This window comes from Phreatobacter sp. (genome assembly GCF_016793595.1).
GTDB lineage: Bacteria > Pseudomonadota > Alphaproteobacteria > Rhizobiales > Phreatobacteraceae > Phreatobacter.
The window spans coordinates 1-14,107 of the sequence record NZ_JAEULY010000008.1 but is presented as its reverse complement, the minus strand read 5'-3'; the positions used below and the strand labels follow the sequence as shown (position 1 = coordinate 14,107).

At 67.3% G+C, this 14,107-nt stretch carries 16 protein-coding genes; 8 read left to right on the top strand and 8 right to left on the bottom strand.

Features of this window, described 5'->3' with window-relative positions; all coding sequences use genetic code 11:
- The first annotated feature begins 17 nt into the window (after positions 1 to 17).
- The gene (locus JNK84_RS10570; RefSeq protein ID WP_293423835.1) at positions 18 to 359 is read left to right on the top strand and encodes an MmcQ/YjbR family DNA-binding protein; all 342 of its coding nucleotides are present in this window, start codon (positions 18 to 20) and stop codon (positions 357 to 359) included.
- Here JNK84_RS10570 and JNK84_RS10565 read toward each other — a convergent pair.
- On the bottom strand, positions 352 to 837 hold the full coding sequence (locus tag JNK84_RS10565; RefSeq protein ID WP_293423833.1) for a hypothetical protein: 486 nt from the start codon (positions 835 to 837) through the stop codon (positions 352 to 354). The two genes, JNK84_RS10570 and JNK84_RS10565, sit on opposite strands and share 8 nt — an antisense overlap.
- A 151-nt stretch (positions 838 to 988) precedes the next feature.
- On the opposite strand from JNK84_RS10565, the gene hslV reads away from it, so the two are divergent.
- From hslV to hslU, 3 genes are all read left to right on the top strand, one after another.
- Complete coding sequence (gene hslV / locus JNK84_RS10560) at positions 989 to 1,546, top strand: ATP-dependent protease subunit HslV (RefSeq protein ID WP_293423831.1); 558 nt, start codon at positions 989 to 991, stop codon at positions 1,544 to 1,546.
- A gap of 141 nt (positions 1,547 to 1,687) precedes the next feature.
- On the top strand, positions 1,688 to 2,326 hold the full coding sequence (locus tag JNK84_RS10555; RefSeq protein ID WP_293423829.1) for a DUF2585 domain-containing protein: 639 nt from the start codon (positions 1,688 to 1,690) through the stop codon (positions 2,324 to 2,326).
- A 58-nt stretch (positions 2,327 to 2,384) separates the two neighbouring features.
- Positions 2,385 to 3,695 (top strand): ATP-dependent protease ATPase subunit HslU, encoded by a 1,311-nt coding sequence (gene hslU / locus JNK84_RS10550; RefSeq protein ID WP_293423827.1) that lies wholly within the window; start codon positions 2,385 to 2,387, stop codon positions 3,693 to 3,695.
- Positions 3,696 to 3,711: 16 nt separating this feature from the next.
- On the opposite strand, the gene JNK84_RS10545 is transcribed toward hslU, so the two are convergent.
- From JNK84_RS10545 to JNK84_RS10535, 3 genes are all read right to left on the bottom strand, one after another.
- Positions 3,712 to 4,482, bottom strand: a complete 771-nt coding sequence (locus JNK84_RS10545) for a M15 family metallopeptidase (protein ID WP_293423825.1) — start codon at positions 4,480 to 4,482, stop codon at positions 3,712 to 3,714.
- A gap of 13 nt (positions 4,483 to 4,495) precedes the next feature.
- The gene (locus JNK84_RS10540) at positions 4,496 to 4,786 is read right to left on the bottom strand and encodes a YARHG domain-containing protein (RefSeq protein ID WP_293423823.1); all 291 of its coding nucleotides are present in this window, start codon (positions 4,784 to 4,786) and stop codon (positions 4,496 to 4,498) included.
- Between the two features lie 174 nt (positions 4,787 to 4,960).
- A complete protein-coding gene (locus JNK84_RS10535; RefSeq protein WP_293423821.1) occupies positions 4,961 to 5,632 on the bottom strand; it encodes a response regulator transcription factor in 672 nt (223 codons plus the stop codon).
- Positions 5,633 to 5,824: 192 nt separating this feature from the next.
- Here JNK84_RS10535 and JNK84_RS10530 point away from each other — a divergent pair, with 192 nt between their 5' ends.
- A complete protein-coding gene (locus JNK84_RS10530) occupies positions 5,825 to 7,249 on the top strand; it encodes a helix-turn-helix domain-containing protein (RefSeq protein ID WP_293423819.1) in 1,425 nt (474 codons plus the stop codon).
- A gap of 6 nt (positions 7,250 to 7,255) precedes the next feature.
- Here JNK84_RS10530 and glpK read toward each other — a convergent pair whose 3' ends face one another.
- Complete coding sequence (gene glpK, locus JNK84_RS10525) at positions 7,256 to 8,752, bottom strand: glycerol kinase GlpK (protein WP_293423953.1); 1,497 nt, start codon at positions 8,750 to 8,752, stop codon at positions 7,256 to 7,258.
- Between the two features lie 123 nt (positions 8,753 to 8,875).
- On the opposite strand from glpK, the gene glpD reads away from it, so the two are divergent.
- On the top strand, positions 8,876 to 10,375 hold the full coding sequence (glpD, locus tag JNK84_RS10520; protein WP_293423817.1) for a glycerol-3-phosphate dehydrogenase: 1,500 nt from the start codon (positions 8,876 to 8,878) through the stop codon (positions 10,373 to 10,375).
- On the top strand, positions 10,372 to 11,616 hold the full coding sequence (locus JNK84_RS10515; RefSeq protein ID WP_293423815.1) for a TIGR03862 family flavoprotein: 1,245 nt from the start codon (positions 10,372 to 10,374) through the stop codon (positions 11,614 to 11,616). The genes glpD and JNK84_RS10515 overlap by 4 nt, the downstream gene beginning before the upstream one ends.
- Here the strand turns inward: JNK84_RS10515 and JNK84_RS10510 are convergent, their stop codons facing one another.
- The 3 genes from JNK84_RS10510 to JNK84_RS10500 form a co-directional block, all read right to left on the bottom strand.
- Positions 11,617 to 12,222 (bottom strand): TadE/TadG family type IV pilus assembly protein, encoded by a 606-nt coding sequence (locus tag JNK84_RS10510; protein WP_293423813.1) that lies wholly within the window; start codon positions 12,220 to 12,222, stop codon positions 11,617 to 11,619. It lies immediately after the preceding gene.
- A 10-nt stretch (positions 12,223 to 12,232) separates the two neighbouring features.
- Positions 12,233 to 12,832 (bottom strand): TadE/TadG family type IV pilus assembly protein, encoded by a 600-nt coding sequence (locus tag JNK84_RS10505; protein WP_293423811.1) that lies wholly within the window; start codon positions 12,830 to 12,832, stop codon positions 12,233 to 12,235.
- Positions 12,833 to 12,967: 135 nt separating this feature from the next.
- A complete protein-coding gene (locus JNK84_RS10500) occupies positions 12,968 to 13,513 on the bottom strand; it encodes a pilus assembly protein N-terminal domain-containing protein (RefSeq protein ID WP_293423809.1) in 546 nt (181 codons plus the stop codon).
- Between the two features lie 432 nt (positions 13,514 to 13,945).
- On the opposite strand from JNK84_RS10500, the gene JNK84_RS10495 reads away from it, so the two are divergent.
- A partial coding sequence (locus JNK84_RS10495) for a Flp family type IVb pilin (RefSeq protein WP_293423951.1) occupies positions 13,946 to 14,107 on the top strand: 162 nt, incomplete at its 3' end.

Sequence of the window (14,107 nt, the reverse complement as noted above, 5' to 3'; positions counted from 1 at the left end):
GCCTTGGGGAGCCCGCCATGACCCGCGATGAAGCCCTTGCGCTCGCTCTCGGCCTTCCCGAGACGGCAGCCGCGCCGCACTTCGACCGAACGGCGATGAAGGTCACGAAGGGCCGGATCTTCGCGACCTTCGGCGCTGCCGGCGACATGAACGTCAAGCTGACGCCGGACGAGCAGGAGATGTTCGTGGACAGCGCGCCGGGTGTCGTTTCCGCTATTCCCGGCGGCTGGGGACGGCAGGGCTGGACGCGCGTCGAACTCGCGGGAGCCGACAAGCCGCTGGTTTCTTCCCTGCTCAACGCCGCGTGGCGGGGCGCCGCGCCGGCGAAACTGCTGGCCGCACATCCGCCGGCTACATGATGCGGTCGTCCGGATCGAACTTGCGCACGAAGGGCAAGCCGTTGAACGTGTGGGTGCAGCACGAGCAGCCCGGCTTCATGTGCTCGTTGCGAAGGTCGGGCGCGACGACGGCGAGGCGGTTGTCGTCGTCGACATAGAGACCGGAATAAAAGCTGCTCTCGCCCATGATGACATAGGGCCTCCTGTCCCGCTCCGAGCGCGCCACCATCCAGAAGATCGGCTCCTCCTTGTCGAGACGCGCGACCGCCTCGCTATGGACCTCGTCCCAGTCCCGGCCGACGCGCGACAGGAGAAAGCGGAACAGCGGCGTGTAGTCGAGGCCGCGCTGCTTGCCCTGCGACATGGCGCCCTGCGCGAAACGGTCGTCCCTGGTCCGCGACCAGCGATACTCGCCGCCGGTATTGTGATGGACGCCGCGCGCCGTCGTGTTGACGCGGCGATAGAGCGGCTCCTTGCGGTGACCTTCCTTGCGATGCATGGGCGGGCGACGTCCTCGGCGGGTTGTCGGGGTGAGCAGCCGCCGACGCGGTCAAGGTTCGCAGGGTCGCGCATCGGTGTCGAGGCGGCGGGAGCTGCTCGCTTGCGTCCCGCGCCGATCGGCCTACATCACGGAACATTCCGGAGGTTCCATGACTTCGCCAAACGACAATGCATTTCCCGGCTGGCACGCCACGACCATCTGCTCGGTCCGCAAGGGCGGCAAGGTGGTGATCGGCGGCGACGGCCAGGTCTCTCTCGGCCAGACCGTCATCAAGGCCAATGCGCGCAAGGTGCGCCGCCTCGCCAAGGGCGACGTCATCGCCGGCTTTGCCGGCGCCACCGCCGACGCCTTCACGCTGTTCGAGCGGCTGGAGGCCAAGCTCGAGCAGTTTCCGGGGCAACTCACCCGCGCGGCCGTGGAGCTTGCCAAGGACTGGCGCACCGACCGCTACCTGCGCCGGCTGGAGGCCATGATGATCGTCGCCGACAAGGAGGTCTCGCTGATCCTGACCGGCACCGGCGACGTGCTGGAGCCGGAAAACGGCATTGCCGCCATTGGATCCGGCGGCAACTACGCGCTCGCAGCCGCCCGCGCGCTCGCGGACACCGACAAGGACGCCGAGGCGATCGTGCGCAAGGCCATGCAGATCGCCGGCGAAATCTGCGTCTATACGAACGGCAATATCGTCATCGAGAGCATCGGCTGACCGATGACGGCCTGTGCGTTCAGGTCATTGACGCGCGACATCACGGGCTTCGAGTCCGTGATGTTACGGCCAGCGATCCGTGATCGTCAGGCATGAGCGGGGGTCCATGACTTGCAGCCCCTCGGATGCTAGTCACGGGCCATGACGTCATCGAGCCCCTTCCTGCCGGTTTCCGGTTCTGCCGCCTCGCGCTCGCGCGGTATCCTCGACATGCCTCTCGCCAAGGCCCTTCCCTTCATCATCCTGATGATGGCGGTGCAGGCCGGCGCGCTCTACGCCATGGGCCGCGTCGTCATCTGCACCTGCGGCACGGTGAAGCTCTGGCACGGGCTTCTGGATTCGCAGAACTCCCAACACCTGACCGACTGGTACACGTTCTCCCATGTCGTCCACGGCTTCCTGTTCTACTTCCTCGCCTGGCTGTTCCTGCCGCGCTCGTCGGTCTGGCTGAAGCTGCTGATCGCGGTGTTCCTCGAAGCTGCGTGGGAGATCGGTGAGAATACGCCGGTCATCATCGAGCGCTATCGGGCCGCGACCATCTCGTTCGACTACGTCGGCGACAGCATCGTCAACTCGATGGGCGACACGCTGGCAATGATTTTGGGCTTCCTTGTCGCGGCGATCCTGCCGACCTGGGCGACGCTGGGACTGGCGATCGTGCTGGAGGTCGGGCTTCTGTTCGCCATCCGCGACAACATGACCCTCAATGTCCTCATGCTGATCCATCCGGTGGAGGCGATAAAGCAGTGGCAGGCGGGGGCCGCGCCACCGGGTTCTTGACCCCGGGCACGCAATCGCCATCTCTCGCCTTCAGCCAAGTCCCTTCGCCAGAGACACGATGACCGACTTCTCTCCCCGCGAGATCGTCTCCGAACTCGACCGCCACATCATCGGCCAGAAGGATGCCAAGCGCGCCGTCGCTATCGCGCTGCGCAACCGCTGGCGGCGCCTGCAGCTCGACGAGACGCTGCGCGAGGAGGTGCTGCCGAAGAACATCCTGATGATCGGCCCGACCGGCGTCGGCAAGACGGAGATCTCCCGCCGGCTGGCGAAGCTCGCCAATGCGCCGTTCCTGAAAGTGGAGGCGACCAAGTTCACCGAGGTCGGCTATGTCGGCCGCGACGTCGAGCAGATCGTCCGCGACCTCGTCGAGGTCGGCATCGGCCTCGTGCGCGAGACCAAGCGCAAGGAAGTGCAGGCCAAGGCCCATCTCGGCGCGGAGGAGCGCGTGCTCGACGCGCTCGTCGGCAAGACCGCCTCGCCCGCGACCCGCGAGAGCTTCCGCAAGAAGCTGCGCGACGGCGAGATGGACGACAAGGAAATCGACATCGAGGTTGCCGCCGGCAACCCGCAGGGCATGCCGATGATGGACATTCCGGGCATGCCGGGCGGCCAGATCGGCATCGCCAACCTCAACGACATGCTCGGCAAGATGATGGGCGGGCGCACCAAGCAGCGCCGCACCACGGTCAAGGAAGCCTACGAACCGCTGGTGCAGGAAGAGGCCGACAAGTTGGTCGATCAGGACAACCTCGTCCAGGAGGCGATCCGCATCGTCGAGAACAACGGCATCGTCTTCCTCGACGAGATCGACAAGATCTGCGGCCGCGAGGGAATGCGCGGCGGCGAGGTCTCCCGCGAGGGCGTGCAGCGCGACCTGCTGCCGCTGATCGAGGGCACGACGGTCGCCACCAAGCACGGTCCCGTAAAGTCCGACCATATCCTGTTCATCGCCTCGGGCGCGTTCCACGTGGCGAAGCCCTCGGATCTGCTTCCCGAGTTGCAGGGCCGGCTGCCGATCCGCGTCGAGCTGAGCGCGCTCAGCCGCGAGGACTTCCGCTCGATCCTGACCGAAACCGAGGCGAGCCTCACCCGCCAGTCCATCGCGATGCTGAAAACCGAGGGCGTCGACCTCATCTTCACCGACGATGCCATCGACGCCATCGCCGACCTCGCCGTGGACGTGAACGCATCCGTCGAGAACATCGGCGCCCGACGGCTGCAGACCATCATCGAGCGGGTGCTGGACGAGATTTCCTTCACGGCTCCCGACCGTTCCGGCGAGACGATCACCATCGACGGGGCCTATGTGAAGAAGACCGTCGGCGATCTCGCGAAGAACGCCGACCTCAGCCGGTTCATTCTCTGACGGGGTATTCCGCGCCTCACCCGAACAGCTCGGGCCGGTATTCGAAATGCATGGTGTCGTAGTGATACCATTTGCCGCCCCAGATGAATTTCTCGGCCTCGAAGACCTCCACGATCTCGTAGGGGATGCGGTTGCGGTAGGGGATGTCGCCGCGCGAGCGCGCCCAGCGCCAGTAGTCCGAATGCTGCACGTTGAGGTCGATGGCCGCGGCGAAGGCATGCATGCTGAGGAGGCCGGTATCGGCCACGGTCCGGCAATTGAATGTCCCGGCTGACGGAACGAGATAGGCCCTGAAGCGGTCCGGCAGACCTTCCAACCCGCCGATCACCCGATCCAGCCGGCCGGCGACATCGTTCACCGCCGTCACCGGCAGGTCCTGCGGCCGCGTCCGCGGCATCCAGGTCACGAATCTGTGCCTGCCGGCGGCGGCCGCACGCCGGCAATCGCCATACATCTTCACGAAGAGAGCCGTGTGGCGCAGCCGGCCGGGGCTGTGATCGCGGGGCGGCGGCCCATCGGGCCGGCCAGACGAATAGTCCTGCCGGAGCTGGTCGGCGATCGTCGCATCCTTCAGCATGATGTCGAAGGGGCGGGCCGGGTGGTCCGCGCCGGTCGGCATGCGCGTGCCGTCCGTCCAGATGAGCGTATCGTCGTCGATGCCGGCGAGATGGTCCGGATAGGCCGCGACGAGGCGGGTGAGCCTCTCGCGCATCGGCACCTGCGCCCGCACCACGCGCGGCGCGGCGAGGACGGCCAGCGCGCAGAGGGCGGCGGCCCGGCGGTTCACCCGAACCGTCCGCTCAGTCGGCGCAGCCCGCGAATCGCTCGACCCGTACGATTTCCGCGATGATCCGGCGCTGGTTGGCCGAGAGCGGCACATCGGCCTGCCGGTCGTACATGCAGCCGGCATTGCCGAAATAGCGCACCGCCCGCTGCGTGTTGAAGCAGTAGCCGGCGTCCTTGAAGATCCGGTTCCGCTCGACCCAGAGATCGCGGCAGGACCATCCCCGATAGTCCTGCGCGACGGCGGAGGCGGCTGTCGAGACGACGAGGGCGGCGGCGAGGGCTACGCGGGTCATTCGGCCGGTCATGGCGGGCTCCCGTTGATGCGCAGGATGGGCGAGCCGCCAGTCTAATGCCCGTGTGTCGCGGCTGCTATCGGGGAAGGTCCTGTCGCCGGACCGGGCGATTACGAAAAATGGCCGGGCTTTCGCCCGGCCATCAGTTTCTCAGGAGGTCTTCATGCACTCGGGAGAAAGCGAACCTCAGCGGGCCGCATGAGTGGCGCGCGACAGATGAGCGGCGCCGGCCGTGCCGAGGACGGCGCGCGGCGGCATCCGCGTGCCGCCATCCTGGGCGGTGATGAAAGTGGCGATGGCCTGGGTGCGGCGCTCGACCCCGAGCTTCCGCAGGATCGAGGAAACGTGGGACTTCACGGTGCCCTCGGAAATTCCGAGGTCATAGGCGATCTGCTTGTTCAGCCGGCCGCGGCTCATCAGGTCGAGAACCTTGAACTGCTGCCCTGAAAGCGCGTCGAGACGGCGCGACGAGGACATGGTGCCCTCGGGATCGGCGGCGGCAACGGCCGGCCACCAGTTGCGTCCGGCGAGGACCGCATCGAGCGCCGCCCGCAGATGATCGGCTGTCAGGTCCAGCGGCAGCGCGGCGACGGCGCCGCGGGCGCGGGCTTCCTGAACGGGGCGGCGGTCGGCATGATCGATCAGCACCGCGACGCGAGCATCGGGCGCCAGGTCGAGACCATCGATCTCGCCCAGCGTCGCGATGACGAGCGCCGCCTTGGACGGATCGGACGCGATCGCACCCGGCTGGATGGCGCGGACCAGCGCTTCCAGGGTCTCGGCAACGATCGGAAATGCGTGGTGGACGGCAACGCGCAGCGGTTCGCGGTGGTTCGCGGACATATCGACCGGCATCATGACTTCCTCCTTGTCACTTGGTTCGTCCGCTGATCGCAGATCTTGCTTGGGACGAAGGCTAGCACCGCGGGCGCGATCGTCAAATTGCGAAAGACCATGCAGCGAAATTGCGAAATTTTTGCACTTCTACCCTATGGCTGATATAGTTCGACCTAGGCCGAACGCGCCTTCATCTGTCTTACGGAGGATGCAATGTCGCGGAAGGTGTTCATCGGGCCCGCCCTGCGCCGCCTGAGGGAGGATGCTCGCCTCACTCAGACGGCCTTCGCCCAGCGCCTCGGCCTGTCCGTCAGCTACCTCAACCAGATCGAGAACAACCAGCGCCCGGCCACGGCCGGCGTGCTGGTGGCGCTCGGCCAGACCTTCGGCGTCGATCTCGCCACCTTCGCGGCCGACGATACCGACCGTCTCGTCACCGACCTGCGAGAGGCCGCCGCTGATCCGATGCTCTCCGACAGCGCGCCGAGCCTTCAGGATCTCAAGCGCGTCGCGGTGGACAGTCCGGCCTTCGCCCGCGCCTTTCTGCGCATGCACCAGACCGCCCGGCGGCTCGGCGAGCGGTTGCAGGCCGCCGGCGACACGCCCTACCTGCCTCCCTCCGAGGAGGGCGAAGCGGCGCTGCTCCCCTACGAGGAAGTTCGCGACTATTTCCATTATGTCGATAACTACGTCGACGATCTCGACCGCGCCGGCGAGGACCTTGCCGAGCGCCTCGGCCTCGCCGCCGCCAGCGACCGGCTGCAGGTTCTGGCCGGCTATCTCGCGGCCCGGCACGGTCTCAACGTCGATGCCAATGCCAATCTCGGCGACGACGTGCTGGAGCGCTACGAGGCCGGCCCCAATGTCGTCGCGCTCGACGGCTCGCTGGATTCGGCGACCCGCGCCTTCCTGCTCGCCAACCGCATCGCCCGGCTGGAACAGTCGGAAACCATGGCGCGGATCGTGTCGCAGGCGGGCTTCCGCTCGAGGGCGGCCGGCGACATCGCGCGGGTGGCCCTCGCCAACTATTTCGCCGGCGCCCTGCTGCTTCCCTATCGCCGCTTCCTCGCCGCGGCCAAGGAGACGCGCCACGACCTCGACTGGCTCGGTCGCATCTTCGGCGCGAGCCTCGAACAGATCTGTCACCGGCTCTCGACGCTGCAGCGCCCCGGCCAGCGCGGCATTCCGTTCTATTTCGTCAAGGTCGACCGGGCCGGCAACGTCATCAAGCGGCACTCGGCAACGCGCTTCCAGTTCGCCCGCTTCGGCGGCGCCTGTCCGCTCTGGAACGTCCACGAATCCTTCGAGCAGGCCGGCCGGACCTTCGTCCAGGTCGCTGAAATGCCGGACGGCATCCGCTATCTCTCGCTCGCTCGCGCGGTGACCAAGGGCGCCGCCCACTGGCGCGCGCCAGTCAGGCGCTATGCCTTCGGCCTCGGCTGCGAGATCTCCTATGCCGGCGACATCGTCTATTCGGAGGGCCTCGATCTCAAGGCCGAGGCCAATGTCGCCAAGATCGGCGTGTCCTGCCGCATCTGCGAGCGCGCGAACTGCCACCAGCGGGCCGTGCCGCCGATCGACCGGGAGATCCGCGTGCCGACCGACCGTCGCAAGGTCGTGCCGTTCGACCTGATGTAAGCCGGTTCAGCGCCGCGTCAGCGTGCGCTCCACCGCATCCTTCCAGCTGGCGAGCTTGGCATCGCGGGCGGCCGCATCCATCGCGGGCGCGAAACGCCGCTCCAGCTTCCAGCGCTTGGCGAAATCCTCCGGCGGCGGCAGCAGGCCGGCCGAGAGACCCGCGAGATAGGCCGCGCCGAGAGCGGTCGTCTCCTTGACGTGCGGGCGGTCCACCGGAGCATCCAGGATGTCGGCAAGGCGCTGCATGGTCCAGTCGGAGGCGACCATGCCGCCATCGACCCTGAGCACGGTTCCCGCGTTCCCGGCGGCGGGCCAGTCGGCCTTCATCGCGGCAAGCAGATCCGCGGTCTGGAAGCAGACGCTTTCCAGCGCCGCGCGCGCCATTTCCTTCGGCCCGGTGCCGCGGGTCAGTCCGAAGATCGCGCCGCGGCAATCGGCATCCCAATAGGGCGCGCCGAGGCCGACGAAGGCCGGCACGAGGATCACTTCCTGTTCCGGATCAGAGGCCGCGGCGAGCGCGCCGGTCTCCCCCGCCATCTTCACGATGCCGAGGCCGTCGCGCAGCCATTGCACCGCCGCACCCGCCACGAAGATCGAGCCTTCAAGGGCGTATGTGCGCTTGCCCGCCAGCTGATAGGCGATGGTGGTGAGCAGCTTCGCCCTGGACGCCACCGCCTCGCTGCCGGTGTTGAGCAGGGCGAAGCAGCCGGTGCCATAGGTCGACTTCATCATGCCCGGCTCGAAACAGGCCTGCCCGACGGTGGCCGCCTGCTGGTCTCCGGCCATCCCGCCAATAGCGATCGCGCCGCCGAACAGTCCCGGATCGGTCGCGCCGAAGGCCGCGGCGCAGTCCTTCACCTCGGGCAGCATGACCATGGGAACGCGCAACAGCCGGCAAAGCTCCTCGTCCCAGACACCGCGATGGATGTCGAACAGCATGGTGCGCGCGGCATTGGTCGCGTCGCTCGCATGGACCTTGCCGCCGGTCAGCCGCCAGAGCAGGAAGCAATCGATGGTGCCGAAAGCCAGTTCGCCGCGCTCCGCGCGCGCCCGGGCGCCTTCGACGTTGTCCAGTATCCACGCGACCTTGGTGCCGGAGAAATAGGGGTCGATGACAAGGCCCGTGCGTGCCTGAACCAGCGCCTCCTGGCCCTCCGCCTTGAGCCGCGCGCATTCGGCCGAGGTGCGCCGGTCCTGCCAGACGATGGCGCGATGGATCGGCAGGCCCGTCGCGCGATCCCAGACCACGACGGTCTCGCGCTGGTTGGTGATGCCGATGGCGGCGACGCCCTGCGCCAATACGCCGGCTTTCGCCATCGCCCCGCGCACGGTCTCGACAACCGTGGTCCAGATCTCCTCCGGGTCGTGCTCGACCCAGCCGGAGGACGGGAAATGCTGGGTGAATTCCCGCTGCTCCACCGCGCGCACCGCGAGGTCCTGCCCGAACACGATGGCGCGCGACGAGGTCGTTCCCTGATCGACCGCGACGATGACCGGCTCCATGCGCTGCTCCCCGAAATGCGCTTCCCGATGCTTCTTGGCCGGCATCCTGCCATCGCCGGCCCTTGCGGCGGAAGCCAAAAGGCGTCAGACCCATCGGACAAGGCATCTTTTCCGAGGAATCGCATGGCCGGCGAAGCGGTCGACCTTCTGGTGGTCGGCGGAGGCATCAACGGCGCGGGCATCGCCCGCGATGCCGCGGGGCGGGGGCTTTCCGTCACGCTGGTCGAACAGGACGACCTCGCCAGCGGCACCTCGTCCTGGTCGACGAAACTGATCCATGGCGGCCTGCGCTATCTTGAGCACTACGAGTTCCGGCTGGTGCGCGAGGCTCTGATCGAGCGTGAGGTGCTCTGGGCGGTCGCGCCGCACATCATCCGGCCGCTGCGCTTCGTGCTGCCGCATCATCGCGGATTGCGTCCGGCCTGGCTGCTGCGGCTCGGCCTGTTTCTCTACGACCATCTCGGCGGCCGCAAGCGGCTCTGGCCGACGAAGACTCTGGATCTCCGCACGGACACGGCGGGGCGGCCGCTGAAAGCCGGCTATGCGAAGGCTTTTGAATATTCCGACTGCCGTGTGGACGATGCCCGGCTGGTGGTGCTCAACGCCATGGACGCGCGGATGCGCGGCGCAACCATTCTTACCCGCCATCGCGCTGTCGCCGCGGAACGGGCGGAGGGTCTCTGGCGTGTCACCGTCGAGAACCGCCGCACCGGCGAGACGCAGATCATCGCCGCGCGGGCGCTGGTCAATGCCGCCGGCCCCTGGGTGGAAGCCTTCCTGACCGGCCCGGCCAGGAGCCGCGCGCCGGCGCGGGTTCGGCTCGTTCAGGGCTCCCACATCGTCGTGCCCCGGCTCTACGACCACGACCGCGCCTATATTTTTCAGAACGCCGACAACCGTATCATCTTCGCCATCCCCTACGAGGATGCCTTCACGCTGATCGGCACGACCGATCAGGACTATGAGGGCGACCCGGCCGCTGTCGCGGCGACGGAGGCCGAGATTCGATACCTGTGCGCGGCGGCGAGCGAGTATTTCGCCAAGCCCATCGTGCCCTCGGACGTTGTGTGGACCTATTCCGGCGTCCGGCCGCTCTATGACGACGGCGCCTCCGCCGCGCAGGAAGCAACACGCGACTACGTGCTGCACAAGGACGGCGCGGCCGGCCAGGCGCCGCTGCTCTCCATTTTCGGCGGCAAGATCACAACCTATCGCCGGCTCGCCATGAGCGCGCTCGACGAACTTGCGGAAGACCTGCCGGCGCTCTCCGGCAAGGCGGGCTGGACGGCAAGTGCGGCACTGCCGGGTGGCGACATTTCGCTCGACAGCCCGGTCTCCGCCGCCGAGAGCCTGTGGCGCAGCCACCCGTTCCTCGGTCAGGACCTCGCTTCCCGCCTCGCCCGCGCCTATGGCACGCGGGCCAAGGTAATCATCGGCGAGGCTACCTCCATGGCCGATCTCGGCAAGCATTTCGGCGCGGGGCTCACCGAGGCCGAGATCGACTATCTGAAGCGGGAGGAATGGGCCGAGACCGCCGACGATGTGCTCTGGCGACGCTCCAAGCTCGGCCTGCACCTCCGCGAAGCCGAACGCGACGCGGTGCGGGCGCATCTGGGCGCATGAGCGCCGGGCGTCCGCGTGCCCTGATCGTCGGCGCCGGACCGGCGGGGCTCCATGTCGCCGGCAGGCTCGCGGCCGGCGGCGCTGCGGTGACGGTCTATGACCGCATGCCCTCCCCCGCCCGCAAGTTCCTGCTCGCCGGCCGCGGCGGGCTCAACCTGACCCATTCGGAGCCTCGTTCATCCTTTCTCGCCCGTTACGGCGAGGCGAGCGGCTGGCTGACCCCGGCGCTGGACGGCTTTCCACCGCCGGCGCTGCGCGCCTTCGTGGCAGGTCTCGGCGAGGCAACCTTCATCGGCTCATCCGGCCGGGTCTTTCCCCGATCGTTCAAGGCTTCGCCGCTGCTGCGCGCCTGGCTCGCCCGGCTTCGCGATCAGGGTGTGGCGTTCCGCTTCCGCCGCCGGTTCACCGCCATCAGATCCGACGGCTCGCTCGCCTTTGACGGGCCGGAGGAAGCGGAAGCGGCTACCGGCGATGTCGTGCTGCTGGCGCTCGGCGGAGCGAGCTGGCCGCGCATGGGTTCGGACGGCGGGTGGGTCCCCGTTCTCGAACGGACCGGCATCGGCGTCCGGCCGCTCGCGCCGGCGAACATGGGCGTCGAGATCGACTGGTCGGCGGATTTTGCCGCGCGCTTCGCCGGGAGCCCGCTGAAGCGTATCGTTGCCCGTTGTGGATCGCGCTCGGCGGCGGGCGAGGCCGTCATCACGGCCGAGGGGCTGGAGGGAGGCGTCGTCTATGCGCTGTCGGCGACTCTGCGCGACGAGGTGGCGGTCCATGGCGCGGCGCGCCTGGCCATCGACCTCAAGCCCGACCTGACCGAGGCTGCGCTGGCGATGCGGATCGCATCGGCCCGCTCCAAGGACTCCCTGTCGAGCGTGCTAAAGAAGAAGCTCGGCCTCGCGCCGCAGGCCGCAAGTCTCCTGCGTGAAGCCAGCGCCGAACCGCCCCGCGATCCCCTCGCCCTTGCCACCCTGATCAAGGGCGTGCCGCTGACGATCCTGGGTGTGCGTCCGCTGGACCGCGCCATTTCCAGCGCCGGCGGGATAAGGCGCGATCAGGTCACCGCGGATTTCGAGCTTAGAGCGCTACCCGGCACATTCGTCGCCGGCGAGATGCTGGACTGGGAGGCGCCAACGGGCGGCTACCTGCTCCAGGCGACCTTCGCCACCGCCGAGGCCGCGGCACAGGGCATGGCCCGGCATATCGGGATCACGTTGCCGCCTGTCGCCACGGAGCGCTGGTGATCAGATGCAGCCCGTGCCCTGGTTCGGCGTGCGGCTGACCGTCTCGCCGATGCGCGGACGGGTATAGAGCCGATCGGACAGCGTGACCGTTCCGGAGATCAGATAGGCGATGGTCGGCGTGTAGGCGTACTTGACCTCCGCCAGCACCAGAAAACCGGCCGTGCCGAGCAGCGGCTTCAGCTGCGCCGGCACCGCGATAGGCTGGCCGCAGGTGTAGCGCGTGCCGTTGCGCGTGTCGCTCCACACGACGCGCGAGATACCGAGGATGTCGGTCTGGATGCCGGTGACGACCACCTGCGCATTGGCCATCGGGAACGGCGCGAGGACGTCGGCGGTGGCGTCCAGGATATTGGTCATGTCGGCATTGGCGATGATCGTCGCCTGCGAGGCGAGGTCCGACAGGGTGCGTGCGGCGATCGAGACCTTGCGATCGGCCTGCAGACCTTGCGTCGTCTCGACGCTGGCGAGGAACAGCGTGCACATGACCGGCACGATGAGCGCGAACTCGACGGCGGAGATGCCGCTCTCGTCACGGCCGGCCCGCGACAGGAATTGCCGGACGCGGTCGCCAATGCGGTGCAGGGCGGTGATCCGAACAGTGCCCATCGCGCGCCTCTCAGAACGGCTCGTTGCGGAAGGCGGCGGTCGCCATCAGCAACCGCTTGCCGTTGGGCAGGTCGCCGACGGTCAGGCCGAAGGACGGCATCAGAACCGGCCATTCGTAAACGACGCGGACGACGACGATGTCGCCGCCGGAACCCTGATTGTAGCTCATGCCGCTGTAGTTCACGGCGCCCGTGCCGGTGGTCGGCTTGCCGGTCGCGGCCGCGCCGAAGCTCGCATAGGTACGGACGTCCACGGCGATGCCGGCGCAGGTCATCAACACGTCGGTGCGCTGGCAGACGGCGTTCTTGAAGGCGGTCTGGTCGAAGTTCTGGGTCTGGGCCTGGCCGGTCATGATCAGGCGCGAGGCATTGGCCGTCGCCGTCTCGAGAACCTGGCCGGCGAAGAAGACCATGGCCACCTCGATGATGGCGAAGAGCAGGAACAGGAACGGGCCGGCGACGAAGGCGAATTCCAGCGCGGCCGTGCCGTCCTTGTCGCGGTTGAAGCGCGAGACGATCTTCGGGCGGACGAAGCCACGGGCCACGAGGCCGCTGCGCACCTTGCGCAGGGCTTCGGCGGCCCGCCACCGGTTCAATGACGCTACAGACATGCCCCCGCCTCCCTGGTCCCGAGCATGGACCATCGAGCTTTGCATTGGCCTGTCTTAGCGGAAACCCGTTGACGAACCGTTGCCCGGATCGCGCGGATTCCGGGGCAGTTTCACGCGCTTGGCAGGGACGCGGCGCTACCGGGCGGCGGCGGCCCCGCGCGTGGACGCGGCTCCGTCTCGCGATCTCGAATTGCCGAGCGCCGTGTCGAAGAAGGGCTTGGAGTCGCCGATGGCGATTGTGCGCTCGCAGTTCGGCGTGCAGGAATAGGTCTCGCGCTCGACGCCGCGATAAACCTGCACCACGGCGTCGTTCTGCGGACGGACGCGGATCTGCACCGACATGAGCTGCTCGCCGCGCTGGTCGAGGGCGATGAGATTGGTCGAGCCGATGCTCTTGCCGGTGAGCACCATCAGGCCGCCGCTCTGCACGGTCGCGTCGGCGATCAGGGGATTGCCGATGACCAGGGTCGTCACGCGCGCGGGCAGGCGCACGATGCGCGCCTGATCCATGGTCACCGTCAGCCCGTGGGCCAGCATGTCGGCGACGGCCGCCTGATGGGCCGAAGGCGGGGCAGCGGCAAGCTGGGGCTCGTTGGCGAGCGCGCCCGTGCCGGCGAGAAGGCCGACGGCCAGCAGGGAGAACCGGAAACCGGATAGCGTCGCCATCGTCTTGGCCGCCATGATCTTGCAAGCTCCGGACTTGGGGAACTGGGACAAATCGTGCGGCAGCCTAACCAGAAATTGGTGAACGAATTGCCAATTTTCCCGCTACGGCTTTTTCGATCCCTGCACGAGGCGCGATCTTCTTTCCCCCTACTCGTCATCCCAGCGTCTTAACGCAGGGAAGATCAACTAGCACTCTTGTATTTATTCCAGTTCATTTGAACTATTAATGACTATTCGAACACCGTTTCCAATTCAGAAACCAGCAACTACACGGCTCAAGAGCGAATTAACCAAGTCCAAGACCTAGCGGCATTTAACGAAATCAAGGGGTCGATTTAACGAACCTGCAAGAGGTGACTGCTAGTGTCGCGACAGTTCGAACGGGCCAGCAACAAGCACCGGCGGACGACGCCGACGAGGCGCTAACGTGGACACTAGGAGTCAGTCATGAAGACCATTCTCGCTCGTTTCGCCAAGGACAACTCGGGCGCCACCGCCATCGAGTACGGCCTGATCGCCGCCGGCATCGCCGCCGTCGTCATCGTCGCGGTCAACACCATGGGCACCAACACGCTCAACGCCTTCAACAAGGTCAACACGAACTTCAAG